This window comes from Streptomyces sp. NPDC002680 (genome assembly GCF_042889145.1).
Taxonomy (GTDB): Bacteria; Actinomycetota; Actinomycetes; order Streptomycetales; family Streptomycetaceae; genus Streptomyces; species Streptomyces adonidis.
Map to the genome: position 1 here is coordinate 81,247 of NZ_JBIAQP010000026.1, position 24,321 is coordinate 105,567.

Below are 24,321 nucleotides of genomic sequence, written 5' to 3' on the forward strand. Positions count from 1 at the left end.
CGATCGTTCATGGAGGCGAAATGCGTTTCACCGATGAGCAGCAGGCTTTCGCCACCGCAGTGCGCGAGTTCTGCGCCCGGGAGTGCGGGACGCCCGCCCAGCGAGACGAACTCACCGACGGCGGCAAGCTGGACACCAGCCGGAAGCTCCTGGAACGGCTGGCCGGGCACGGCTGGCTCGGCGTGTCCGTGCCCGAGGCATACGGCGGGGCGGGCGCCGGAATGGTCGAGGAGTGCCTCTTCCTCGAGGAGACGGCCCGAGGCCTCGCCCCGATCCACGCCTACGGCACCGGCCTGACCGCCGCGCAGACCTACCTGCGCCACGCCACCGAGGAACAGAAGAAGGAGGTCGTCGGCGGGCTGTGCCAGGGCCGGATCGAAGCGATCGCGCTGTCCGAACCGGGCGCGGGCTCCGATCTGGGCTCGGCACGGCTGAAGGCGGTCGCCGACGGCGGCCACTACGTCCTGACCGGCCAGAAGACCTGGACCACAGCGGCACACCTGGCCGACCACGTCCTGGTGCTCACCCGCACTGCCACCGGCGCCAAGAAGCACGACGGTCTGACCCTGCTGGTGGTGCCCCTGGACGCGGCGGGCGTGCAGGTGCGCCCGATCGAGACCATGGCGGCGCACACCGTCAATGACCTGTACTTCACCGACGTCCGCGTGCCGGCAGCGAACGTCGTCGGCGAGGTCGGCCAGGCGTGGCGGCACCTCATGCGTGGGCTGAGCGTCGAGCGACTGATCATCGCTGCCATGTCGCTGGGCGCGGCCGAGCGGGCGCTCGACGACGTCGTCGCCTACGTCAGGCAGCGGGAGCAGTTCGGCCGCACGATCGGCAGCTTCCAGGCCGTCCGGCACCGGATCGCGGACCTCGCGACGGAGATCGCCTGCAGCCGCGCGTTCGTCTACGAGGTCGCTGAACGCATCGACGCCGGTGAGGAGGCTCTGCTGGCCCGCGAAGGGGCGATGGCGAAGCTCAAGTGCACCGAGGTCGCCAAGCTCGCCACACTCGAAGCCATGCAGCTGATGGGCGGCGCGGGGTACGCACGCGAGTACGGCATGGAAAGCCAGGTGCGGAAGGCGTTGGCCCCGCCGATCTACGGCGGAGCCAATGAGATCCAGCGCGAGATCATCGGCAAGAGCTTCGGGCTCTGACCGTGAAGGGCGGCAGATGAAGGCGATCTTCGCCCCGGACGTGCTGTCCGGCCGGCGGATCCTCATCACCGGTAGCGGCACCGGACTCGGCCGCGGCGTCACGCGACACCTGGACGCCACTGGCGCCTAGGTTCACCTGCGGGGCAGACGGCGCGGGGCGGTGCTGGCTGAAGCGGCAGCAGAAGCAGGAGCACACGTCCAGGCGGTCGACGTCTGCAGGGCGGATCAATGTGGACGCGGCGATGGCGGAGGCCTGGGAGTGCCACAGCCCGCTCACCGGCGTGCTGCACAACGCTGCGTCCAACTTCACCGCATCGACCGCCGGGTTGGGTGCACCACCGACGCAGCCGGTACGAGGTGGATCTCCCAGGGTTTGTCGGGCGTGGTGTTGTCTACGCTGACGACGTGGGCGTGGTCCGGGCCACGCTCGTGGTGCTCTTGGCGATGGCCACGGCCGAGGTGCACTTGATGACGATGTCCCTGGTGGTGGGGTGGGGCCGCTCGTCCGGGACAGCAGCCCATCGCCCGCAACAGCGCCGTTGAGGGCGGCGATCAGCGGGACGCGCAGGGCGCGCAGCGCGGAGAGACCGCGGGCGGCGCGTTCCTGGCGGTCGAGCATGCGCAGTGCGGTGAGGCCGGCCGGCCCGTCGGCGTCGTCGAGGTCGTAGCCCACGCAAGCACGCCTTCCCGGCGCCGGTCAGCACGATCGGGCGGATCGCCGGGGGCAAGGCCAGCTCCTCGAGTTCGGCGAACATCGTGACCGTCATACGTTGTACCGGTCCGGCCGGTTGAGCGTCGCTACTTCCGCCATCAGTCCGTACGTACACGACTCTTGTTCAGGCGAACTTCGGCGGGCGCTTCTCCAGGAACGCCGTGAGACCTTCCTGGGCTTCGCCGGCTTCGAAGAGTTCCTGTTCCTGCTCGACCTCGTAACGGAAGCCCTGCTCCAGCGGCAGGTCGAAGGCCGCGTCGACGGTGCGGATCACCGCGACCAAGGCGGGTCGCGACAGTGTGACGAGCTTTTCGGCCAGCTCCAGCGCGGCCGCCTCGGCCTTGCCCGCGTCGGTGAGCCGGTCGGCCAGGCCGATCGCGTGAGCCTCGGCCGCGGGTACCTGCCGCCCGGTCAGCATGATGTCCAGCGCCCGGCCGCGGCCGACCAGGCGCGGCAGCCGTTGGGTGCCTCCCGCGCCGGGGATGAGGCCCAGCTTCACCTCGGGCAGGCCGAACCGGGCGTCGGCGCCGGCCACACGCAGCGTGCAGGCCATGGCCAGCTCCAGCCCGCCGCCCAGGGCGAGTCCATCGACCGCGGCGATGGTGACGCGCTCGGGCGAGGCCAACCGGTCGAGCACGCCACGCAGTCGGTCGCCGTAGGCCATGAACGCCGCGGCGTCCACACCGGACATGTGCTTGATGTCGGCACCAGCCGCGAAGAAGCCCGGCACTTCGGAGGCGAGCACGACGACCTTGGCGTCCCCGGCGGCGTCTAGGGCCGCGTTCAGCCCGTCGATGATCGGCAGACCCAGCGCGTTCGCCGGGGGCCGGGCCAGGGTGAGTACGTGGATGCCGGGCCCGGCTTCACGGGCGCTGACGGCGTCGTCGGTCATTGTCTTCCTCCACACTGGACTGGTTCAGGGACGGCGCGGGAACCGCGCGAAGTCGGGGGCACGTTTCTCCTTGAAACCTCACAGTCCTCCTCGGCCTCTTCCGAGCCGTAAAAGAGCCGGTTCGCGTCGTGGGCGACTTGCTGGATCCCGGCGAGCCCGTCCTCGGCGGTGTGAAAGCTGGCTTTAAGCAGCCGCAGCGCGAACGGCGACAGCTCCAGCAGGCCTTGCGCGCCCCAGCAAGCTGAGTGAAGAGCCCGGCGCAGAACCCGCCCTTGACCGAGCCGACGCGGGGGCCGGTCCGGGCGAAGCGGCCGGTGTCGGCGGCGATCGCCAGGTCGCACACCAGCTGCGGCACCTGTTCCCCGCCCACCTCGTGGCCGGTGACCAGGAGATCCACGGGCTTGGGCAGCCACCGGGATCTGGACGTGCAGGTCGGTGACGTGGAACCGTCCCGGTCGGCCGGGTTCCGACACATATCCGGTGTCGCCGCAGACACGCTGGTCGCCGCCCGAGCAGAACGCCGGCTCACCTGCACCGGTCAGGATGATCACGCCGACAGACCTGTCCGCGCGGGCGGCCGCCCGCGCGTCAGAGATCTCGACCAACGTCTGCGGAGGAACGCGTTGTACACCTCCGGGCGGCAGACGGCGATTTTGGCGATCCCGTCGCCGCTGTGCTCCAGCCGGATGTCCGTGTGGTCGCCGACCTGCTTCCAGCCCACACACCGTCATGCCATGGTCAATCCACCGCTGACCGACAGGGTCTGTCCCGTGATGTACCCGGCCGCGTCGGAGGCGAAGAACGCGACGGCAGCGGCGATGTCTTCCGGCTGGGCCAGGCGCTTCATCGGGACGGCGCGGACCATGCCGCCGAGCACCTTGTCGGCGTCCTGGCCGGAGCTGTCGGCGAACTTGCGCAGCGCCGGCGTGTCGGTCGGGCCGGGGCAGACGGTGTTGGCGGTGACGCCCTTGGTGGCGACTTCGCGGGCGAGGGTCTTGGTGAAGGCGATGATGCCGCCCTTGGCGCCCGAGTAGACGGCTTCCAGCGACGAGCCGACGCGCCCGGCGTCGGAGCCGATGTTGATCACCCGGCCGAAGCCGCCTTCGATCATGCCCGGGACGACGGTCCGGATCACCCGGAGCGCGCCCTTGAAGTTGATGTCGAGGATGCGGTCCCAGAAGTCCTCGTCGGTGTCGACGAACTTCATGAAGTCGTCCCAGCCGGCGTTGTTGACGACGATCTCGACCGGGCCCAGCTCACCGGTCACGGTCTTCACCGCGGCCTGCACGGACACGGTGCTGGTGATGTCGGCCTGCACGGCAAGCGCACTGCCACCGGCCGCGGCGATCTGCTCGGCGGTCGCCTGCGCGGCCTCGACGTTGAGGTCGGCGATGGCGACGCGGTGCCCGTGTTCGCCGAGGGCCAGTGCGATGCCCTGCCCGATGCCCTGCGCACCACCGGTGACGAGGGCGACGCGGTTGCTCATGTTCACTCCGTTTCTACGCGTGAGCCCACTCGACGGGGCCGGCGACGATCGAATGGCTGGTCAGCTTGCGACCGAGGAAGTCCTGGACGTCACGTGCCGCGTCGATGAGGGCGGGCAGGGAGATCCCGGTGGCGACGCCCATCTCGTGGAACATGCTCACCAGGTCCTCGGTGGCGATGTTGCCGGTGGACCCGGGCGGGACCGGGCAGCCGCCCAGCTCTCCGAAGCTCGCCTCGAAGCTCGTGCACCCTGCTTCGAGCGCGGCGAAGGCGTTGGCCAGACCCTGCCCGCGGGTGTTGTGGAAGTGCGCGGTGACCTCGACGCCCGGTAGCCGCTCCAGGGCGGCGGTGAAGAATTCCGAGACGTACGCGGGGTTGGCCATCCCGGTCGTGTCGCCGAAGCCGATCTCCGTCGCACCGGCCTCGGCGAAGCGCTCGGCCAGGTCGAGAACCCTGTCCAGGGGCACCTTGCCCTCGTAAGGGCAGCCGAACGACGTCGCGACGACCGCGGCGCAGCCGAGCCCGGCTTCGGTGATCCGGCGGGCCATGACGTCGTTGTCCGCCATGGTCTCGGTGATCGCGCGGTTGACGTTCTTCTTGTTGTGGGTCTCCGACGCGCTGACGAAGATGGTGGCCTCGTGGAACTTCTCGCGGGCCTTCAGCGCGTTGTCGAGGCCCTTGCTGTTCGGGACGAGCACCATCAGCCGGACGTCTTCCGGGGTGTCGATCCGGTCGAGCACCTCGGCGCCGTCGGACAGCTGCGGGATGACGTCCGCGCGCACGAAACTCGCCACCTCGATGCGCTGGAGACCGGTTCGGCTCAACGCGTTGATCAGCCGCACCTTCTCGTCGGTCGGGATGCGCTCGGGCTCGTTCTGGAACCCGTCGCGGGGCCCGACCTCACGGACGTGCACGCGGTCCGGTCGCCGGCTCATTTCGCTCCTTCCAGCAGATCTTCGCGGAACTCGGGCGCCGCGATCGCGGCCAGCCGCCGTGTCCGTTCGGTCAGGTCGCAGCCGCGCAGGTGCGCGACGCCGTACTCGGTGACCACGTGGTCCACGTCGGACCGGCCGGTGGTGACCGGCCCGTGCAGCCGCGGGACGATCGTGGAGTGCTCGCCCGAGCGGGCCCGCACGGTGATGACCGAGCGCGCACCGGTCAGGGCTGCCGCCCGGGAGAAGTCGACCTGTCCGCCGACTGCTCCGATGTGAACACCCCGGCGCGACTCGGCGCCCACCTGCCCCGTCAGGTCGACCTCGATCGCCGAATTCACCGAGACGAGCGTGCGCAGCCGGGACAGGACATGCGGGGCGTGGGTGTAGCTCGCGGGCCGGAACTCGACCGGCAGCTCGGGTAGCCGCTCGTACAGCTCGGTGCTGCCGAGTGCGGCACCGGTGACGATCACGCCGCGGTCGATCTCCTTGCGGGCACCGGTGAGGACGCCCTTTTCGACGAGCCGGAGCACGCCGTCGGAGATCATCCCGGCGTGGAACCCGAGATCCCGATGCCCGGCCAGCGCGTCGAGTACGGCCGTCGGCAGTGAACCGACGCCCAGTTGCAGGGTGCCGCCGTCCTCGACCAGTTCGGCCACGTGCCGCGCGATGGCCAGCTCGACGTCGTCGGCCGCGCGGACCGGCGCCTGGGCCAAGGGCCGGTCGGTCTCGACGATGGCGGCGAACCGGCTCAGCGGGATCCGCGCTGTCCCGGTGGTCGTCGGCATGCGCCGGTTGACCTCGGCGATCAGCACCGGGGTGTGGGCGAGGGCGTCGGCAATGTAGTCGACGCCCACGCCGAGCGAGCAGGTGCCGTCGGCGTCCGGGGGCGACACCTGCACGAATCCGACGTCGGAGGGCAGGACACCTTCGGCGAACAGGCGTGGCAGCGCCGAGTAGTGGCACGGCACGATGTCGAGCCGTCCTGCCCGGCTCAGGAGTCGCAGTTCGCCGAGGGCGCCGTAGGACGACAGCGTGACGCTCTCCGGCAGGTGCCGCGCCAGGCGATCGTCCCAGCTGAGCCCGGAGAACGCGCGCACCGGGCCAAGAGCGTCCGCCTGGTCGAGCAGCGCGTGTACGAGCGGCGTCGGCTCAGCGCTCGCCTGGCTCCACCAGATGCCCGAACCGGGCCGGACGAACGGGCTGAGGTCGATCATGGGACCAGCCGCTGGATCAACGTCGCGGTACCCAGCCCGCCGCCGCAGCACATGGTGACAAGGCCGAACTCGGCGTCCCGGCGTTCCAGCTCCGCGAGTACGGTCGCCATCAGCCGGGCGCCGGTCGCACCTACGGGGTGGCCGAGCGCGATGGCGCCGCCGTTGACGTTGACGCGGTCCATGTCCGGCTTGAGTTCGCGCTCCCAGGCCAGGACCACGGAACTGAACGCTTCGTTGACCTCGAAGAGGTCGATGTCCCCGACGGTCATCCCGTTGCGGTGCAGCAGCTTGCGGGTCGCCGGGATCGGCCCGGTCAGCATGATGACCGGATCCACACCGACGGTGAGCTGGTCGACGATCCGGGCTCGCACACGAAGTCCGTGTTCCTCTGCGGCTACGCGGGATGCGAGCAGAACCGCGGCAGCCCCGTCCGAGATCGGAGAGGAGCTGCCCGCGGTGATCCGGCCGTTCTCCTTGCGGAACGCGGGTTTCAGTCCGACGAGGGTCTCGACGGTGGTGCCGGGGCGGACGCTCTGGTCGCCGCGGCGGGTCTCTCCCACCAGTTCCAGCGGGATCATCTCCGCGTCGAAGCGGCCCGCTTCCAGGGCTTCGGCTGCCAACCGGTGGGACCGGGCGGCGAATTCGTCCATCTCGGACCGGCCGATGTCCCAGCGGTCCGCGATCAGCTCGGCGCTTTCGCCCTGGTGCACGAAGGAGTACTGCTCGCGCAGCTGCGTCGGCCACGGGTCGCCGTACAGTTCCTGGAGCTTCACCGGCGAATCGATGGGCACGTGGCCCATGTGCTCGACGCCTCCCGCGATGACGACGTCGTGGGTGCCTGTGCCGACGAGCCCTGCCGCCATCTCTATCGCGGTCTGGGCCGAGCCGCAGCGCCGGTCGAGTGTCACGGCCGGGACCTCGGGCGGGTACCCGGCCTGCAGCCAGGCGTTGCGGCCGATGTTGCGCGACTGCTCGCCGAACGGCGCCGTGCAGCCGATCACGAGGTCCTCGACGACATCCGGCGCGATCCCGCCCCGGGCCAGCAGTTCGGTGTAGCAGGCCGCCAGGATCGCGTTCGGGTGCGTGTCGCGGTACCAGCCGCGTTCCGAGTGGGACTTTCCGATCGGCGTCCGCACCGCCTCGGCGATCAGCACTTCGCGTCCGTGGCGCATCAGATCACCGTCCCGCCGTCGACGGGCAGCACCTGGCCGGTGATGTACCCGGCAGCGTCCGAGGCGAAGAACACGAAGCTGCCGGCGATCTCGTCGGGCTCCGCCCAGCGGCCGAGCGGGATTCGGGCGAGCGTCTTCGCCGCGAGCTTCTCGCTGCCGCGGATGTTCTCGGTCATCGCGGTCGCCGCCAGCGGGGCGAGCGCGTTCACGGTCACCTTCCGGCGGGCCAGTTCCCTGGCGAGCGACTTGGTCAAGCCGATGATCCCGGCCTTCGCGGCACCGTAGTTGGCCTGGCCGATCGTGCCGGTCAGGCCTGCGGCCGAGGTGACGTTGATGACCCGGCCCGTCCCGTCGTCCGGCAGGTACGGCAGGACGGCCTTGCTGCAGACAAAACTGCCGACGACGTGGATGTCGAGGATCCGGCGGAACGCCTCTTCGGTGAGGTCGGGGAACATCGCCGGGGCGATCGCGCCCGCGTTGTTGACGAGCACGTGCAGCACGCCGCCGGCGAGGGTGGCCGCCTGGCGCGCCGCTTCCGCCGCGGCCTTGGCGTCGCGGACGTCGAGCACGCGGTACTCCGCCCGCGCGCCGATGGCTTCGGCGGTCGTCTTGGCCGCCTGCTCGTCGATGTCGGTGACGAGGACCTTCGCGCCGGCGTCGGCGAACGCTTTCGCGACCGCCGCGCCGATCCCGCCGCCGGCCCCGGTGACCAGGGCGGCGCGGCCGTCGAGTCGGAACATCAGTAACTCCTGGGGAGGCCGAGGACGTGCGAGCCGAGGTAGTTGAGGACCATCTCCTGGCTCAGCGGGGCGATCTTGAGCAGCCGGGCCTCGCGGAAATACCGTGCGACGTGGTACTCCTCCGAGTAGCCCATGCCGCCGTGGGTCTGCAGGGCACGGTCGGCGGCCTGGAACCCGGCGTCGGCGCAGAGGTACTTGGCGGTGTTCGCCTCCCGGCCGCACGGTTTGCCGTTGTCGTAGAGCCAGGTCGCCTTGCGCAGTGCCAGTTCCGCGGCGTCGAGCCGGGCGAGCGAGTCCGCCAGCGGGAACTGCAGGCCCTGGTTCATCCCGATCGGCCGGCCGAACACCTCGCGTTCGTTGCCGTAGCGGACGGCCCGCTTCAGCGCGACCCGGCCGAGGCCGAGGGCTTCGGCGGCGACGAGCATCCGTTCGGGGTTGAGGCCGTCGAGGATGTACCTGAAGCCTTCGCCCTCCTCGCCGACGCGGTCCTCCACGGGCACGCGCAGGTCGTCGATGAACAGCTCGTTCGACGTCACGGCGTTGCGGCCCATCTTGCGGATCGGCCGGATGTCGACGTGCACGCGGTCGAGGTCGGTGAGGAACAGCGTCAGACCGTCGGTCTTCTTCTTGACGTCCTCGAGTTTCGTGGTCCGGGTCAGCAGTAGGATCTTCTCGGACTCCATGGCCTTGGAGATCCAGACCTTGCGGCCGTTGACGACGTAGTGGTCGCCGTCACGGCGGGCGAACGTCGTGATCCGCGTGGTGTCCAGGCCGGCGCCGGGTTCCGTGACGCCGAAGCAGACGTGCAGGTCGCCTGTCACGATCCTCGGCAGCGTCCGGCGCTTCAGCTCCTCCGAGCCGTGCACGATCACCGGGTGCATGCCGAAGATCGACAGGTGCATCGAGCTCGCGGCGTTCATCCCGCCGCCCGACGCGGAGACCTCTTCCAGCAACAGTGCCGCTTCGGTGATGCCGAAGCCGTGACCGCCGTACTCCTCCGGTGTCGTGATCCCGAGCCAGCCGCCCCGTGCGAACGCGTCGTAGAACTCGGTCGGGAACTCGTGCGCTTCGTCCTTGGCGAGCCAGTAGTCGTCGTCGAACTTGCCCGCCAGCTCGGCCACGGCCGCGCGGATCGTGGTTTGGTCCTCGGTCAGCTCAAAGTCCACAGCAGGTCTCCCGCCATTCCCTGTATGGACCAACCATACAAAAGGACTGACCAAAAAACTAGGCCGCAGGAACCAGCGGGAGCAAGGCGGCGAGGCGCTCGTTCCAGACGTCGGGGCCGCCGAACAGGCGGTTGTTCAGCTTGGCGCGCTTGTAGAAGAGCTGCAGATCGTGCTCCCAGGTGTAGCCGATCGCGCCGTGGACGGTGAGTGCGCTGTCGGCTATCCGCTCTGCTGCCGCGCCGACCTGCGCCTTGGCGGCGGCCGCGTGCAGAGCGGCGTCCTCGTGCCCCGCCTCGACCGACGCGGCCGCGTAGTAGACGAGCGAGCGCGCCGCTTCGACCTCCACCAGCATGGTCGCGGCCGCGTGTTTGACGGCCTGGAACGAGCCGATTGCAGCCCCGAATTGATGCCGCTGCTTGCTGTACTCGACGGCGAGGTCGAGCATCCGTTCCGCAGCGCCGAGACTGTCGGCCGCGACGAGCACCGCGGCCCGCAACGCCGCCCGTCGCAGCAGGTTCCGAGCGCCGTGTTCGAGAAGGACGGTCGTCGTGGACTCCGGTGTGACGTCGGCGACCGAACGACTGCGGTCCAGCAGCTTGCGGGGCACGCAGGTGGCGTCGGCCAGCAGAACGCGGTCACCGTCGAGCACGAGAAACCGCTGGGCCCGGTCGCCGGCCAGCACGTACGGCACGGTCGCCCCCTCTGGGCCCCCGGCGTCCAGTGGGTGGTCGGCGCTCACGGCAAGCACAGTGAATTCGCCGCCCTCCAGGGAAGTGGCCGCCAGATCCGGCACTTCGGAAAGGAACGGGGCCGCCAGGACCGAAGCGAGCCACGCGGCCGACGGCGCCGCCGAGCGGCCGAGCTCTTCGGCGGCCAGGGCAAGTTCGACCAGACCGCCACCCTGGCCTCCGTTCTCCTCGGCCGTACCGACGGCGAACCAGCCCTCTTCGACGAAGCGGCGTTCGAACGGCGTGGGATCGCCGGCCTCCAGCCAGCCCCGCACCTGGTCCGCCGCAGCGAATCGCTCCAGCCAGCCCCTGAAGGCTTCCTGGAACAGTTCCTGATCCTCGGTCAGGGTCCAACGCATGCCGACGCCTCCCGGAGTCCGGTGCCGAATACTGCTTCAGTGCATCGCGCACGGTATCGCGAAAATGGTAGCTTAGGTCAGACCATTAGACTGTCTGTTGGGAGAACCACATGACCGGCGCTCGCGCGCAGGAGCCGAAGGCTGTTCGATCGTCGGTCCGGCTCGCTCCGATGGACGTGCCGAAGGCCTCCGACGTGCTCGCGAACGAACTTCGCGAGCGCATCCTCACCGGCGAGTTCGCGGAGGGCACCGTGCTGCCGCCGGAACGCGAGCTGGTCACCCAGACCCAGATGAGCCGCACGACGGTGCGCGAGGCGCTGCGCATCCTCGAGGTCCAGGGCCTGGTGCGGATCAAGACCGGCCGGGCAGGCGGCGCCTTCGTGCAGCGCCCGGGCAAGGATTCGGTGGCCTCGTCGGTCAGCCTGCTCATCCGCGGTCAGCAGATCCGGCTGGCCGACCTGCTGGAGACCCGCGAAGCGATCGAACCCTTCTGCGCCCGTCTCGCGGCCCGCAACCGTACGGACGGTGACCTGACCCGGCTGGAGGCGGCGAACAAGGCGATCGCCGACACCGAGGGCACGCTGGCGCAGTTCCTCCAGGCCAACGTGGACTGGCACGTCGGCGTGGCGACGGCGAGTCACAACGAACTGCTGACCGGCATGATGACGGCACTGTCCCGCGCGATCTACGCGGCGACCGAGAACGAGGAGTTCATCGACGCGGAGGTGCGCCGTACCACGGCCCGCGCCCATCGCTCGATCACCGACGCGATCCGCGCCCAGGACCCCGACGCGGCCGTGCGCCGCATGAGCCGTCACGTCCACGCGTATGCCGAGGCCGTGCTGCAGGTGGACAAGCGCACCGACATCGTCGTCGAAGACTCGTAAGAGGACTCTCAAAGGGCGTCACGCGTCGGCCACCGCCGCGCGGATGTCGTCGAGCGCCTCGGGGTTCTCCGCGCCGGAGAGGTCTCCTAGATCCTGGCCGAGCGCTGCCGCCCGCACCGCACGGCGCAGGATCTTCGCCGACCGCGTCCTGGGCAGTCGCGCCACCCGGCGGACGACACTCGGCGCGAACGGCTTGCCCACCTCGGCCGCGACCAGGTCCCGCAGCTCCGCGGAGACGTCTTCGTCGGCGCCCGCGCGCGGTACCCAGAACGCCCACACGGTTTCGCCCTTCTTGGGATCCGGGACGCCGACCGCGGCAGCCTCGGCGACCGACGGGTGCGCCGTCAGCACCGCCTCGATCTCGGCCGGGGCCAGGCGTTTGCCCGCGATGTTCATGACGTCGTCGGAGCGGCCACGGAGGAACCACTGGCCGTCGGCGTCGACCAGGGCGTGGTCGCCGTGGCGCCACATCCCGGGGAACGTCGACCAGTACGCCTCGCGGTAGCGCTCGTCGTCCTTCCAGATCCCACGCGTCATCGCCGGCCACGGCTGACGGCACACCAGCTCGCCGACTTCGCCGCGCACTGGGCGCCCGGCATCGTCGACGACATCGACGTCCATGCCCAGCGAAGGCCCGCCGAGCGAACAACTGCGGATCCGCTCGACCGGGTACGGCGCGAGGAACGACCCGCCGACCTCGGTGCCACCGGAGAAGTTGATGATCGGAACCCGGCCGCCGAAGACGTCCTTCGCCAGCCACTCGTACGAGTCCGGGTCCCACGGCTCACCGGTCGAGCCGAGGACGTGCACCGCGGACAGGTCGTAGTCCCCGGGCGCGAACCGCTCACTCGTGCGCAGCGTCCGGATCAATGTCGGCGACACCCCGAGCATCGTCACCCGGTGCCGCTCCGCCAGGCGCCACAACCGGTCGAGCCCCGGCACGTCCGGGGAACCCTCGTACAGCAGGAGGGCCGCGCCGTTGGCATGCGTGCCGAAAATGGACAGCGGACCCATGATCCAGCCCATGTCCGTCACCCAGCAGAAGACGCCGTCCGCGCCGATGTCGAAGGAGTACGCCACCTCGCTGGCCGTCTTCACGAGGAAGCCCGCGTGGGTGTGCACCGCGCCCTTGGGCCGCCCGGTGGTCCCGGAGGTGTAGGCGAGCAGCAGCGTGTCCGTGGCCGCCATCGGTTCCGGGGCGACCGGCTCTCCGGCGGGCAGGTCGGTCCACCCGACATCCTGCGCCGACGTCGGGCCCAGATTGCCGACGACGACCACGTGCCGCACGGACGGGCACGACGGCAGGGCCTGGTCCAGCAACGGTTTCATCGCGACCTCGCGGCGCCGTCGCACGGTCCCGTCGGCGACGATCACCGCCTTCGCGTCGGCGTCCTGCAGTCTGGCGGCGACGGCGCCGGGCGCGAAGCCGGAGAACAGCGGAACGAGCACCGCACCGAGCCGTGCCACGGCGTAGCAGGCGACGACGGCTTCCGGGATCATCGGCAGGAACAACCCGACGGCGTCGCCGCGACCGATACCGAGAGCTCTCAAGCCCGCTGCCACGCGCGCGACTTCCGCGCCGAGTTCACCGAAGGTCAGTGACCGGACGGTGCCGTCCTCCGTCTCGTGCACCACGGCGATCCGATCGGGGCAAGAGGCCACCCAGCGGTCCAGGCAGGCTTCGGCGATGTTCAGCTCGCCACCGACGAACCAGTCCGGGTACTCGATCCCTCGCGAGAGGTCCACAACCCGGTCGTACGGCTTGCTGAACGGCAGTCCCAGATCCTTCACGACCGCGTCCCAGTACCAGCCGATGTCAGCCACCGACGCCTTGCGCAGCTCGGCGATCGAGCCCAGGCCGTGCGCCCGCGCGAGCCGGGTGACGTTGGCGTGCTCGACGTAGTCCTCGGTCGGCGTCCAGATGTACACGTCAGCTCCTCGGCAGGCCGAGCATCCGCTCGGCGACGATGTTGCGCTGGATGAAGGTCGAACCGCCGGCGATCGCCGTGCCGCGGGCCTGGTAGGCCAGCCGCAGCCACCGCGCGTCCGGTTCTTCGTCGAGGCCGAGCTGGCCGCCCAGCGGGTCGAGCGACAGCCGGAAGTCGGCCAGGTCCTCGACCAGTGGGCAGAAGTACAGCTTCCCGATCGACGTCACCGGTCCCGGCGGCCCGCCCTCGCCGGCCTGCGTGACGACCCGCTGGCCGATCAGGTAGTGGGTGAGCGCGCGTCCGTACAGGTCCGCGACGCGTCGGCGGATCGTCGGGTCCGTGCCGAGTGGACGGCCGTCCGGGCCGGTCCGGCCGGCGATGTCGGCGATGATGTCGTCGACCGCGCGTTTGGTGTTGACGCGGCCGGTCGCGATGGCGACTCGCTCGTAGCCGAGGGTGCCCATCGCGACGCGCCAGCCGCCGTCCACCTCTCCCACCACGAGGTCGTCCGGCACGAACACGTCGTCCAGGAAAACCTCGTTGAACTCGGCCTCGCCGAGCATGTGGGCGAGCGGCCGGACCGTGACGCCGGGGCTGTCCATCGGGAGCAGGAAATACGTGATGCCCTTGTGGCGCGGGCCGCCGCCGGTGCGGGCCAGCAGGATCGCGTGGGCGGCGAGCTGGGCGCGGCTCGTCCAGATCTTCTGCCCCTGGATCTTCCACCCGCCGTCGACCTTCGTGGCCTTCGCGCGCAGGGACGCGAGATCCGACCCGGCTTCGGGCTCGGAGAACAGCTGGCACCAGATCTCTGCGCCGGTGAGGATCGGACGCAGGAACCGCTCCTTCTGCGCCTCGGTGCCGAAGCCCGCGATCGTCGGGCCTGCGAAGTCCTCCCCGATGATGTTGAGCCGCTCCGGAGCGCCCGCGCGGTCGGTCTCTTCGGTGAAGATCGCGCGCAGCTTCTCGTCGACGCCCTGGCCGCCGTATTCCTTCGGCCACGACAGCCCCGCATATCCGGCGTCGAAAAGCAGGCTCTGCCATTGCCGCCAGAACGGCAGCTTTCCTTCGAGGTCCGGTGGCTCCGGCCAGGGCAGGCTGGGCAGCGCGCCCGCGAGCCACTCCCTGATCTCGGCCCGGAACCGGGCCTCCTCCGGTGAGTCCGCGAGATCCATCAGCATCCCTTCGTATCCTTAGGGTCCGACATTAATATAGGTCAGACCAAAAAGGCAGTGCCTGTGACACCGGACTTCGCGACCAGTGCGGCTTCGTCGAGAAGCTGGGCCGAACCGACCATTGGTGAGCTGTGTGCGCTCAGGGTTGCCGTGACAGTCGGCGCTCGCGCCTCGGTCGGGTGGCGTCCGTCGGTTCTGGGTGAATGTCCACCGTGGCCCCCTCTTGCATGTTCTATGCCATACCCCATAAGTTACCGACAGGTAGCTCGCTGGTGGGCCGCATCGTCGTCGGAAGGGTGGTGGGCGGGTGAGTCCGCGCAGGAGTGACAGTCGTGACCGGATGATCCTCAGTGCCGCCGTCCTGCTGCGTGAGTACGGGGCGAGCGCGACCAGCGTCGACCGGGTGCTCGCCCACAGCGGGGCCCCTCGTGGTTCGGTGTACCACCACTTTCCCGGCGGGCGGACGCAGCTCATCGACGAGGCGGTGGCGCTGGCGGGGGACTTCATCGCGGGTCTGATCGACGCCGCACTGCAGGCCGAGGATCCGGTGGAGGCCATCGACGCGTTCTTCGTGCTGTGGCGCGACGGGCTCGCGGAGAGCGGTTTTCGGGCCGGCTGCCCGATTGTGGCGGTGGCCGTGGAGACCAACGACGACGCACCCCAGCTTGCCCGCTCCGCCGCCGCGGTCTTCGCCCGCTGGCAGGAGGCCCTCGCGGCCCTGTTCGTCCGGCACGGCCTGACCGAGGAACGCAGCCGTCGGCTGGGCGCCTTCATCATCGCCGCAGTCGAAGGCGCGGTGATCATGTGCCGGGCAGAGCAGAGCACCGCCCCGATCGAGGCAGCCGCCGCCGAGATCCACGACCTGCTTCTGTACGCCCTGCGCGACCGCCCCGGTGCCGAACCCGGGCCCCGGCCGTAACCCGCAGCCACTGCACCCCGTCAACTCAGCTCGAAGGAATCGCCATGCCCTCACTCGACCGTCAGGACAACGTCTTCGTCCTCGACCTCGGAGACGGAGAGAACCGTTTCCACCCCGACTGGCTCACCGCTGTCAGCGCCGCGCTCGACGAGGTGGAGAAGGCCGAAGGCCCCTGTGCCCTGGTCACCGCCGCCACCGGCAAGTTCTACTCCAACGGCCTCGACCTGGACTGGCTGTTCGCCCACGCCGACGAGTACCACGACTACGTCGTCTCCGTTCATGAGCTGTTCGCGCGGATGCTGTCGCTGCCGGTCATCACGGTGGCCGCGCTGCAGGGGCACACCTTCGCCGCCGGCGCGATGTTCTCCCTCGCCCACGACTTCCGTGTGATGCGCGCCGACCGTGGCTACTGGTGCCTGCCCGAAGCGGACATCAACATCCCCTTCACCCCCGGTATGGCTGCCCTCATCCAGTCCCGGCTGGCCCCGCAGACCGCCCATGAGGCCATGGTCACCGCCCGCCGCTACGGCGGCTCCGACGCCGCGGCGGCCGACATCGTCGACCAGTCGGTCACCGAGGACGCCGTGCGCTCCACCGCCATCGAGATCGCCCAGGCACAGGTGAACAAGGCCGGCGACACGCTCGGCACCATCAAGTCCCGCATGTACGCCCCGGCCCTGGCCACCCTGCGCGACACCACCAACCCCCTCGGCTGACCAGCACCACACCGACAGCCCCACCCCGCGCCCCAAGCGCTTTCGCCCTGGGACGCGGCCTGCCCCAGCCGCCCACCGCATGAGGAGACAGGGCCGATGACAGCCGACACCGCCTGGCACAAGAGCGCGTGCATCCTGTGCGAGAACAACTGCGGCATCCAGATCCAGACCGACGGCCGCCGCTTCGCCAAGATCCGCGGCGACAAGGAGCACGTCGCCACCGTCGGCTACACCTGCAACAAGGCCCTGCGTCTGGACCACTACCAAAACGGCGGAGCCCGGCTGACGACGCCCCTGCGTCGGGAGGCGGACGGCACCTTCACCCCGATCGACTGGGACACCGCCATCCGCGAGATCGCCGCCCGGCTGACGGGCGTGCGCGACACCCACGGCGGCAAATCGATCTTCTTCTACGGGGGCGGCGGACAGGGCAACCACCTTGGCGGCGCATACAGCGGCGCCCTGATGCGCGCCCTCGGTGCCCGCTACCGCTCCAACCCCCTCGCCCAGGAGAAGACCGGTGAGGGCTTCGTCGACGCCCACCTCACCGGCTCACACACCACCGGAGACTTCCAGAACGCCGAAGTCTCCCTCTTCCTGGGCAAGAACCCCTGGCAGTCCCACGGCGTCCCGCGCGCCCGCACCGTGCTCAAGGACTTCGCCAAGGACCCCGCCCGCACCATGATCGTCATCGACCCGGTCCGTACGGAGACCGCCGACCTCGCCGACATCCACCTCCAAGTACGGCCCGGCACCGACGCCTGGTGCCTGGCCGGCCTCCTCGGCGTCCTGGTCCAGGAAGACCTCCTCGACCACGCCTTCCTCACCGCCCGCACCACCGGCGCCGATACGGTGGTCGAGCAGCTCAGGACGGTGGACGTTGCCCACTGCGCGCATACCTGCGGCGTGGACGAGGACCTGCTGCGCCAGACGGCCCGCAGGATCGGCACCGCCTCCAGCGTCGCGACGTACGAGGACCTGGGCGTGCAGCAGGGTCCCAACAGCACGCTGGTGTCCTACCTCAACAAGCTGACCTGGCTGGTGACGGGGAACTTTGCCAAGCCCGGCGCCATGCAGCCGCACTCGTGGATCGCCCCGCTGGCCCGCTACTCGACAAGCCCGCACCGCACCCCCGTCACCGGCGCACGGATGCCCGGCGGCCTGGTGCCCTGCAACGTCATCGCCGAAGAGATCCTCACCGACCATCCCGACCGGTTCCGGGCGATGATCATCGAGTCGTCCAACCCGGCGCACTCCCTGGCCGACTCCGCCGCCTTTGCCAAGGCGCTTGCCGCCCTCGACCTGGTCGTCGTCATCGACATCGCCCTGACCGAGACCGGCCGTCAGGCCGACTACGTGCTGCCGGCCGCCTCCCAGTTCGAGAAGTGGGAAGCCACTTTCTTCACCTTCGAATTCCCCCACAACACCTTCCACCTGCGCGCCCCGGTCCTCGACCCGCTGCCCGGCACCCTGCCCGAACCCGAGATCTACGCCCGCCTCGTCCGCGAACTGAACGCCGTACCAAGCAGCAGGCTGACACTGCTGCGCGCCGCGGCCCGCCTGGGCCGTACCCCGTACAAGCTCGCCTTCGCCGCCCTTGCCGCCGTCGACAAGAGCACCCTCGCCATGGCCCCTTACCTGCTGTACGAGACTCTCGGCCCCACCCTTCCCGGCGGGGCCCGTTCCGCAGCCGTGCTGTGGGGGCTGGCGCAGCGCATCGCCAAGGAGTACCCCGCCGCCATGCGCCGGGCCGGACACCGCAGCGCCGACGCCCTGTTCGACGCCATGCTGAACGGCCGCTCCGGCATCACGTTCACCGAGGACGAGTACGACGACGCCTGGAACTACGTGTCCCACCCCGGCCACCGCATCCCGCTGCCCATCCCCGAACTCCTCGGCCTCCTCGCCGGCCTGGAAAGCACCCCCGCCGTCCACACCACCGACGACTTCCCCATCGTCCTGGCCGCCGGCCAGCGCCGGGCCTTCACCGCGAACACCATCTTCCGCGACGACAACTGGCGCAAGCGCGACCAGGAGGGCGCCCTGCGCATCAGCCCTCACGACGCCGAACAGCTCGGCCTGTCCGACGGCGCCCTCGCACAGATCACCACCGCACGCGGCACCGCCCAGGCGATCGTCGAGATCGACGACCGCCTGCAAGCAGGGCACGCGGCCCTGCCCAACGGCTTCGGCCTCGACCTGCCCACCGACGACGGCGGAACCCGGCGCACCGGCGTCGCCCTGAACACCCTCACCGACCTCACCTGGCGCGACCCCATCGCCGGCACCCCCTGGCACAAACACGTCCCCGCCCGCATCCAGCCCCTCCCCGCCTGACGAACATCCCGCCGCTCACAACGCGGCAACAGCACGACGCGACGAGAACGACCCGTCCGTGTACTCCAGCACCCGCCGCAGCTCACGCACATGGTCCGGAAGGGTGTTCTCCCGCTCTCCGTACGCCTTCGACACGGAGGCGTACTCGATGCCGAGTTGCCCGGCGAGGCAGTCGACGACCTCGCCCGGCACATCGGTCGGGTCGTCCAGGAACACCCCGAGATACCGCGCGTCAACGGCGTCGCCACACCGGGTCACGCTTCTCCCGAAAGGCCTGTACCCCCTCGACCAGGTCTTCGGTGGTGAACGCGAGCGCCAGCTGCGCCTGGAGGACGTCGAGCGCCTTGCCGAGGTCGAGGTCCCGGGTGGCTTCGAGTGCGTCTTTGCCCAGCTTCATCAGCAACGGCGACTTCCCGGCCACACGGTGAGCCCATGCCCGCACGGTTTCATCGAACTCCGCGTCCGGCACGACCTTGTTGACGACCCCGAGGTCGGCGGCCTCGGCGGCGGAGACAGTGTCCCCCAGCATCATCAGCTCGTTCGCTTTCATCCGGCCGACGTTGCGATAGATGAGAGCGGAGATCATGAACGGGAAGGCCCCGACGTTGATCTCCGGGCAGCCGAACCGCGCGGATTCCTTGGCCACCACCAGATCGCAGGCGAGCGCGAGGCCGAACGCCCCGGCAAGCACGTCGCCGCCCGCCGCGCAGAGCACCGGCTTACCGAGCGCGGCGATCAGCTTGAACAGCCGCGGGAAGCGGTCGAGCCCGGCGTACTTGACGATCGGCGGCCGGTCGTCGGCGAACGCCTTCAGGTTGCCACCCGAGGAGAAGATCCGCTCGTGCGACGATTCGAGCACGACGACCCGCACGTCGTCGTCGGCCCGCGCGGTCTCCAGCGCGGCCAGCAGCTCGTCCAGGAGTTCGTCGCTCAGCGCGTTGCGGGTCTCGGGGTCGTCGAGGGTCACCCAGGCGGCGCCCTGTTCGTCGATCCGGTAGCGCACCAGTTCCGGCACACCAACCTCCTCGTTAAGGTCGTACCATTAGACCTTAAGGTGGAGGGGCACTCAAGAGGGACCGGCCATGGTCAGGCGGAAGTACTGCGAGATCGCCTCGGCCCGGTTCTCCGCGCCCAGCTTGCGGAGGATGCGCTTGACGTGGGACTTGACGGTGCCGCTGGTGATGACGAGTTCGTCGGCGATGCGGTTGTTGGTAGCCCCGGTCGCCATGAGCGCGAGAACCTCGTGCTCGCGTGCGGTGAGCAGCCCCTCGAGTGCCGCTGACGAGCGCGGCCGTGTCCGGGCCGGCCGCAGTTCGGCGACGGCGGCGTGCCGGGTCAACTCGATCTCGGCGGACGCCAGTTCGTCCAGGACGGCTTCGACCGTGCGCATCGCGACCCGCACCTGCTCGCGTTGCTCCCGCAGCCGCGTCAGGAGCACAGCGCGCTCGAAGAGCCGGCCGAAGCCGAGCGCGAAGGCCCACAGGAGATCTCGGTCGAAGGCGGTCACCGGGGCGTCGACGTGGTCGGCGTGGAGGAACCCGATGACCCGGCCGGTCGGCAGCAGCGGTGCGGCGACGTACGAGGTGAGGGCCGACGCCCGCAGCAGCGGCCGGTACACCCGCGGGTCGTGCGCCGGGTCGGTGACCAGCGCCGGCTGCCGTTTGCGGACCATCTCGGTCTCCAGCAGCATGTTGTCGAGCCGGATCTCCGGGATCGCGGTGATCCACTCGCGGAACGGCCGGTCCGCCTCCCGATCACCGGCCGCATAGGACTTCCACGGCCGCCACAGCGAGCCGTCGACCCGCGAGAGCATCACCCGGCCGAAGCCGCAGCCCTCGACGACCGCCTCGCACGCGCAGTCCAGCAGTTCGTCGGAGTCGATCGCCGCGCCGAGCCGGACCAGGCTCGCATCGAGCGCCGCCCGCCGCTGCGCCTGTTCGCCTTCGCGGAGCTCGCTCAGCTCGTGACGCAGGGCGTAGACCTTCGCGAGCAACGCGCCGGCCTGGCCTGGATCCGTCGTTCCTGCCGCCAGCCGCTCGCCGAGCTCCCCTGCGGCGACGGCCAGGGCGACCTCGGCGGACTCCGGGTCGCCCACCCCGGCCGCCGGCGTCCCGGCCAGCTCCAGGGCCTTCCGCACCCTCGTGAGCAGCTTGGACATTCGGCCGTCGGCGGTCACGGCCGCAGGCCTGGCAGGTGTGCGCGCACGTCGTTGTGCCCCTTTCGTCGCTATCGGGAATCATGTCGATGGTAGCCCGGCGATAACGATCGTTCACAGGCTTGTGTTAGGTTCGGCGGGTGGACAGGGACCGCAAGATCTTGGATACGGCCGCTGCCGTCTTCTTCGAGAAGGGTTTCCACGGGGTCGGGGTCGACGAGCTCGGCAAGCGGGCAGGGCTGAGCGGCCCGGCGCTCTACCGGCACTTCTCCGGCAAGGACGAGATCCTCGCCTCGCTGTTCAACGAGGCGCTCGACGAGCTCCTCAGCGCCACCGCGCCGGTGCACGAGGACCCGACCGAGGACCTGGACCGGCTGATCCGTCACCACGTCGGCTTCACCCTCTCCCACCGGCACCTGGTGAACGTCTACCAGCGCGAGGACCGGTCACTCGTCGAACCGTGGAAGCGCCAGTTCGACCGTCGTCGCCGCCAGTACGTCGCCCGCTGGGAGGCCGTGGTGGCCCGCCGTTTCCCGCGGGCGAGCGCCGCCGATGTCGCCGCCGGCACGCAGGCCTGTCTCGGGGTCATCTTCTCGGTCGCCTACTGGCCCACCGCACTGGCAAGCACGCCATCACTGGCCGACCTCATCACCGGGTACGCCGCGACCGGACTGTCCACATTGGCCTCGGACTGACCGGTCAGGCCGGCTTGTGCCGGATGCCGTCGACAGTACGTGCTTGCGTGCCGGACCGGTCGCCGTTCACTGACCGGTCGCGCGTCGTCGAGCGTGCACATGGTGGTGAGGAAGTTCTCCGAACGCCGTACGGGCAGGACCGGCTGGCGGCGAACTGCCCACCCGCGGCCGACGGCAGAGCCCGGGATCGGCGAGCCCGCGCAGACCCACAGGCGCAGGCTGCCCGCGTCGTGCCGGTCCGGGGCGTAGGCGCCCATCAGCATCTGTTCCAATCCGCCATCAGATGTGAGGCCGCACGGGTCGGCAGCGGCGCGGGAAGCTGCTGCCGTGTCGACTTCCCTCGAACGGGGTCCAACAGGGGATCGCACTAGCTGCTGGTCGCATTAGTCGGCCGGACGACGTCGAAGGTGAGCGATCCCTTCTCGGCCTCTTGGCGGAGGACGAACTTCTGGATCTTGCCGCTGGGCGTGGCAGGCATCCGGTCGACGAACGACCAGAAGACCGGCGTCTTGTGCGGAGCGAGCTGGGACCGCAGGAATTCGGTCAGCTCCTCCACCGACGGACGGTCGAACCCGGCACGGAGCTGGAGCACCGCACCGATCTGCTCACCCCACTTCTCGTCTGGGACCGCGATCACGGCGGCGTACTCGATCGCCGGATGCTCCTGGAGCGTGCCCTCGATCTCGGCGGGGTAGATGTTCATACCGCCCCGGATGATCATGTCCTTGATCCGGCCGCGGATCCTGATGAAACCCCGCTCGTCCATGGTGCCGATGTCACCCATGTGCAGCCAGCCGTCCGGGTCGACGGCCTCCTCGGTTTCGGCCGCCATGCCGTAGTACCCGAGCATGTTCTGGTAGCCGCGGCAGCAGATCTCGCCCCTCTCGTGCAGCCCCACCGGTTCACCCGTCACCGGGTTCGCGATCTTGACTTCGAGTTGCGGCAGCGGCTGCCCCACTGTGTCCGCCTGATCCTCCGGGGAATCCGTGACCCGGGTCTGACTGATGACGCCGTGCGCCTCCGTCTGCCCGAAGAGAATGCTGAACTGGCAGGCGAGCACCGTCTGCGTCCTGCGCACGAGTGCCGAGGGAACGGCCGCCGCGCCGCTCAGGATCGTCTGCAGGCTGCTCAGATCGCGTGTGGCGAGGTCGGGGTGGTCCAGCAACGCGATCAGCATGGTCGGCACGACCAGCGTGTGCGTGCCGCGGTAGGTCTCGAACGCCTCCAGCAGCAGGCCGGGATCGAAACCGGGCAGGATAACGAAGGTGCCGCGCTTGGCCCAGGCCCCGAAGGAGGTCACCGCACCGCCGCCGATGTGGTACATCGGCATCGCGTTGACGTACACGCCACCGTCGGCCATCCCCGCACGCTCCGCCACGTACCGGGCCGCGTTCACAAGTCCTTTGTGATGCAACATGGCCCCCTTGGGGAACCCCGTGGTCCCCGAGGTGTACTGGATCTGGAGCATGTCTTCCGGATGCACCGACGGGAGTTCGCGCGACGGATCGCCGCTCGCGATGAACGTGTCCCACTCGTCGAAAGTCACGATGTCCCGGAGCTCCGGCGTCTGACCGCAGATGTCGTCGAGCATGCCGCGCATGTCGAAACCTCGGTGCCCGGCGGGGCAGAACAGGCCGACGGCGCCGGACTGCCGGAGCACGAAGCCCAACTCCTTGGCCCGGTACGCCGGATTGAGCGCCACCAGCACCATGCCCGCCAGTGCGACACCCTGCTGCAGTACGACCCAAACCGCACTGTTCGGCGCCCAGACGGCGATCCGGTCACCACGCGAGAAACGCCCGAGCAGCGCCCGCGCGACGCCCTCGGCGTCAGTGAGGAACTCCGCGTAGGTCCACGTCCTTCGCTCGGCGGGGTCAGTCACGCAGTCGACCAGCGCCAGCCGGTCCGGCACCGTCGCCGCAGCGTGACGCAGGGTGCCGCACACCGTGACGTCGTGCACCTCGCCCGGCTCAGCCGGCCAATAGGACGTTTTGAGAACCGGCATGCCGACCATCGCCTACTCCCTTGTACGTGATGTGATCCGGGCCACCGGAGCGTACCTCGCAGGTCCGACCAAATAAATGGTCAGACCCAAACTAATATGACAGACTTAGTGAAGTGATCGCAGTTTCCGTCGGCAATCCGGAGGTCTCCATGCCCCTCGTCCGCGACTATCCGGAGTCGGCCGTGGTCATCGCCGGCGGGACCTCGGGCGTGGGTCTCGCCACCGCGCTCGCCTTCGCGGACGCCGGAGTGCGGCGCATCGCTCTCCTCGCCCGGAACGTCGAACGCGGCAAGCTCGCCCGCGAACGCGTCCTGGACCGGCACCCTGCGGCCGAGGTCGTGTTCATCCCCACCGATGCCGAGGACTTCGAGCAGGTGAACGCGTCCGTGGCCGAGGCCCACCGCGCCCTGGCGGGCATCGACGTGCTCGTGAACTCGACAACCGCGACCTACCGGCCGGAACTGCTGCACCGGACCCCGCAGGCCGACGTCGAAGGGATCCTGACCCGACAGGCGCTGCCGCCCATGCACATGACCCGCGCGGTGCTGCCGCTCATGCGAGAGCAGGGCGGGGGCAGCATCGTGAACATCGCGTCCGACGCTGCGAAAGTGGCCACCCCGGGCGAGGCGGTGCTCGGCGCCGCGATGGCGGCCATCGTGATGTTCTCGCGGGTTGCCGCCATCGAGGCCAAGCGCGACGGGGTGCGCGTCAACGTCGTGACGCCGTCCCTGATCTCGGGTACGCCGACCGCCGACAACGTCCTGCGCGACGGATTCAGCAAGAAGCTGTTCGAGAAGGCCGCGAGCCAGGCGCACCTGGGTGTCGCCGAGCCTGCGGACCTCGCCTCGCTGATCGTCTTCCTGGGCGGCCCCGGATCCGCCAAGCTCACCGGCCAGGCCATCAGCGTGAACGGCGGCATCTCTGCCGCGTGACCGGTTCGACATACA

General features: G+C 69.7%; 23 protein-coding genes and 1 pseudogene. 8 read left to right on the plus strand and 16 right to left on the minus strand.

The window, feature by feature from the left end; all coding sequences use genetic code 11:
- The first annotated feature begins 20 nt into the window (after positions 1–20).
- Positions 21–1,157: an acyl-CoA dehydrogenase family protein gene (locus ACFYXF_RS46650; RefSeq protein ID WP_389359476.1), complete on the plus strand. Its 1,137-nt coding sequence runs from the start codon at positions 21–23 to the stop codon at positions 1,155–1,157.
- 405 nt (positions 1,158–1,562) lie between these two features.
- Positions 1,563–1,700 (plus strand): hypothetical protein, encoded by a 138-nt coding sequence (locus ACFYXF_RS46655; RefSeq protein WP_389359478.1) that lies wholly within the window; start codon positions 1,563–1,565, stop codon positions 1,698–1,700.
- A 293-nt stretch (positions 1,701–1,993) separates the two neighbouring features.
- On the opposite strand, the gene ACFYXF_RS46660 is transcribed toward ACFYXF_RS46655, so the two are convergent.
- Genes ACFYXF_RS46660 through ACFYXF_RS46705 form a run of 10 tightly spaced genes read right to left on the minus strand, consistent with a single transcriptional unit; the run spans position 1,994 to position 10,560 of the window.
- Positions 1,994–2,761 (minus strand): enoyl-CoA hydratase/isomerase family protein, encoded by a 768-nt coding sequence (locus ACFYXF_RS46660; protein WP_389359480.1) that lies wholly within the window; start codon positions 2,759–2,761, stop codon positions 1,994–1,996.
- Positions 2,758–3,312, minus strand: coding sequence for a hypothetical protein (locus tag ACFYXF_RS46665; protein WP_389359482.1), 555 nt, complete (start codon positions 3,310–3,312; stop codon positions 2,758–2,760). The genes ACFYXF_RS46660 and ACFYXF_RS46665 overlap by 4 nt, the downstream gene beginning before the upstream one ends.
- Positions 3,309–3,482 carry a hypothetical protein gene (locus tag ACFYXF_RS46670; protein ID WP_389359484.1) on the minus strand — a complete coding sequence of 58 codons (174 nt, stop codon included), beginning with the start codon at positions 3,480–3,482 and terminating at the stop codon, positions 3,309–3,311. The genes ACFYXF_RS46665 and ACFYXF_RS46670 overlap by 4 nt, the downstream gene beginning before the upstream one ends.
- A gap of 6 nt (positions 3,483–3,488) precedes the next feature.
- Entirely contained in the window at positions 3,489–4,247 is a 759-nt protein-coding gene (locus tag ACFYXF_RS46675; protein ID WP_389359486.1) for an SDR family NAD(P)-dependent oxidoreductase, read from the minus strand.
- A 13-nt stretch (positions 4,248–4,260) separates the two neighbouring features.
- Positions 4,261–5,181: a hydroxymethylglutaryl-CoA lyase gene (locus ACFYXF_RS46680; protein WP_389359488.1), complete on the minus strand. Its 921-nt coding sequence runs from the start codon at positions 5,179–5,181 to the stop codon at positions 4,261–4,263.
- Positions 5,178–6,395 (minus strand): acetyl-CoA hydrolase/transferase family protein, encoded by a 1,218-nt coding sequence (locus ACFYXF_RS46685; RefSeq protein ID WP_389359490.1) that lies wholly within the window; start codon positions 6,393–6,395, stop codon positions 5,178–5,180. The genes ACFYXF_RS46680 and ACFYXF_RS46685 overlap by 4 nt, the downstream gene beginning before the upstream one ends.
- A complete protein-coding gene (locus tag ACFYXF_RS46690) occupies positions 6,392–7,567 on the minus strand; it encodes a thiolase family protein (RefSeq protein WP_389359492.1) in 1,176 nt (391 codons plus the stop codon). The genes ACFYXF_RS46685 and ACFYXF_RS46690 overlap by 4 nt, the downstream gene beginning before the upstream one ends.
- Positions 7,567–8,307, minus strand: a complete 741-nt coding sequence (locus ACFYXF_RS46695) for an SDR family NAD(P)-dependent oxidoreductase (RefSeq protein WP_389359494.1) — start codon at positions 8,305–8,307, stop codon at positions 7,567–7,569. Before ACFYXF_RS46695 ends, ACFYXF_RS46690 begins: the two co-directional genes overlap by 1 nt.
- A complete protein-coding gene (locus ACFYXF_RS46700) occupies positions 8,307–9,473 on the minus strand; it encodes an acyl-CoA dehydrogenase family protein (protein WP_389359496.1) in 1,167 nt (388 codons plus the stop codon). The genes ACFYXF_RS46695 and ACFYXF_RS46700 overlap by 1 nt, the downstream gene beginning before the upstream one ends.
- A gap of 58 nt (positions 9,474–9,531) precedes the next feature.
- Complete coding sequence (locus ACFYXF_RS46705; protein WP_389359498.1) at positions 9,532–10,560, minus strand: acyl-CoA dehydrogenase family protein; 1,029 nt, start codon at positions 10,558–10,560, stop codon at positions 9,532–9,534.
- Positions 10,561–10,670: 110 nt separating this feature from the next.
- On the opposite strand from ACFYXF_RS46705, the gene ACFYXF_RS46710 reads away from it, so the two are divergent.
- A complete protein-coding gene (locus ACFYXF_RS46710) occupies positions 10,671–11,447 on the plus strand; it encodes a FadR/GntR family transcriptional regulator (RefSeq protein WP_389359500.1) in 777 nt (258 codons plus the stop codon).
- 18 nt (positions 11,448–11,465) lie between these two features.
- Here ACFYXF_RS46710 and ACFYXF_RS46715 read toward each other — a convergent pair whose 3' ends face one another.
- Together ACFYXF_RS46715 and ACFYXF_RS46720 are read right to left on the minus strand one after the other, a co-directional pair.
- The gene (locus ACFYXF_RS46715; RefSeq protein ID WP_389359503.1) at positions 11,466–13,376 is read right to left on the minus strand and encodes an AMP-binding protein; all 1,911 of its coding nucleotides are present in this window, start codon (positions 13,374–13,376) and stop codon (positions 11,466–11,468) included.
- A 1-nt stretch (position 13,377) separates the two neighbouring features.
- Positions 13,378–14,553 carry an acyl-CoA dehydrogenase family protein gene (locus ACFYXF_RS46720; protein ID WP_389359505.1) on the minus strand — a complete coding sequence of 392 codons (1,176 nt, stop codon included), beginning with the start codon at positions 14,551–14,553 and terminating at the stop codon, positions 13,378–13,380.
- 334 nt (positions 14,554–14,887) lie between these two features.
- On the opposite strand from ACFYXF_RS46720, the gene ACFYXF_RS46725 reads away from it, so the two are divergent.
- The 3 genes from ACFYXF_RS46725 to ACFYXF_RS46735 all read left to right on the plus strand — a co-directional run bounded on the left by ACFYXF_RS46725 (position 14,888) and on the right by ACFYXF_RS46735 (position 18,519).
- The gene (locus ACFYXF_RS46725) at positions 14,888–15,466 is read left to right on the plus strand and encodes a TetR/AcrR family transcriptional regulator (protein WP_389359507.1); all 579 of its coding nucleotides are present in this window, start codon (positions 14,888–14,890) and stop codon (positions 15,464–15,466) included.
- A gap of 44 nt (positions 15,467–15,510) precedes the next feature.
- A complete protein-coding gene (locus ACFYXF_RS46730) occupies positions 15,511–16,182 on the plus strand; it encodes an enoyl-CoA hydratase-related protein (protein WP_389359509.1) in 672 nt (223 codons plus the stop codon).
- A gap of 96 nt (positions 16,183–16,278) precedes the next feature.
- Entirely contained in the window at positions 16,279–18,519 is a 2,241-nt protein-coding gene (locus ACFYXF_RS46735) for a molybdopterin-dependent oxidoreductase (protein WP_389359511.1), read from the plus strand.
- Positions 18,520–18,534: 15 nt separating this feature from the next.
- Here the strand turns inward: ACFYXF_RS46735 and ACFYXF_RS46740 are convergent.
- The 3 genes and pseudogenes from ACFYXF_RS46740 to ACFYXF_RS46750 form a co-directional block, all read right to left on the minus strand.
- Positions 18,535–18,750, minus strand: a pseudogene (locus ACFYXF_RS46740) (DUF4158 domain-containing protein); the annotation flags it as partial.
- A gap of 1 nt (position 18,751) precedes the next feature.
- Complete coding sequence (locus ACFYXF_RS46745; protein WP_389359513.1) at positions 18,752–19,534, minus strand: enoyl-CoA hydratase/isomerase family protein; 783 nt, start codon at positions 19,532–19,534, stop codon at positions 18,752–18,754.
- A gap of 51 nt (positions 19,535–19,585) precedes the next feature.
- Complete coding sequence (locus ACFYXF_RS46750; RefSeq protein ID WP_389359515.1) at positions 19,586–20,695, minus strand: LuxR C-terminal-related transcriptional regulator; 1,110 nt, start codon at positions 20,693–20,695, stop codon at positions 19,586–19,588.
- Between the two features lie 119 nt (positions 20,696–20,814).
- Between ACFYXF_RS46750 and ACFYXF_RS46755 the strand changes: the two genes are divergently transcribed.
- Entirely contained in the window at positions 20,815–21,369 is a 555-nt protein-coding gene (locus ACFYXF_RS46755) for a TetR/AcrR family transcriptional regulator (protein ID WP_389359517.1), read from the plus strand.
- 367 nt (positions 21,370–21,736) lie between these two features.
- Here the strand turns inward: ACFYXF_RS46755 and ACFYXF_RS46760 are convergent, their stop codons facing one another.
- The gene (locus ACFYXF_RS46760; protein ID WP_389359519.1) at positions 21,737–23,383 is read right to left on the minus strand and encodes an AMP-binding protein; all 1,647 of its coding nucleotides are present in this window, start codon (positions 23,381–23,383) and stop codon (positions 21,737–21,739) included.
- A gap of 104 nt (positions 23,384–23,487) precedes the next feature.
- Here ACFYXF_RS46760 and ACFYXF_RS46765 point away from each other — a divergent pair, with 104 nt between their 5' ends.
- Complete coding sequence (locus tag ACFYXF_RS46765; RefSeq protein WP_389359521.1) at positions 23,488–24,306, plus strand: SDR family NAD(P)-dependent oxidoreductase; 819 nt, start codon at positions 23,488–23,490, stop codon at positions 24,304–24,306.
- The last annotated feature ends 15 nt before the right edge of the window (positions 24,307–24,321 follow it).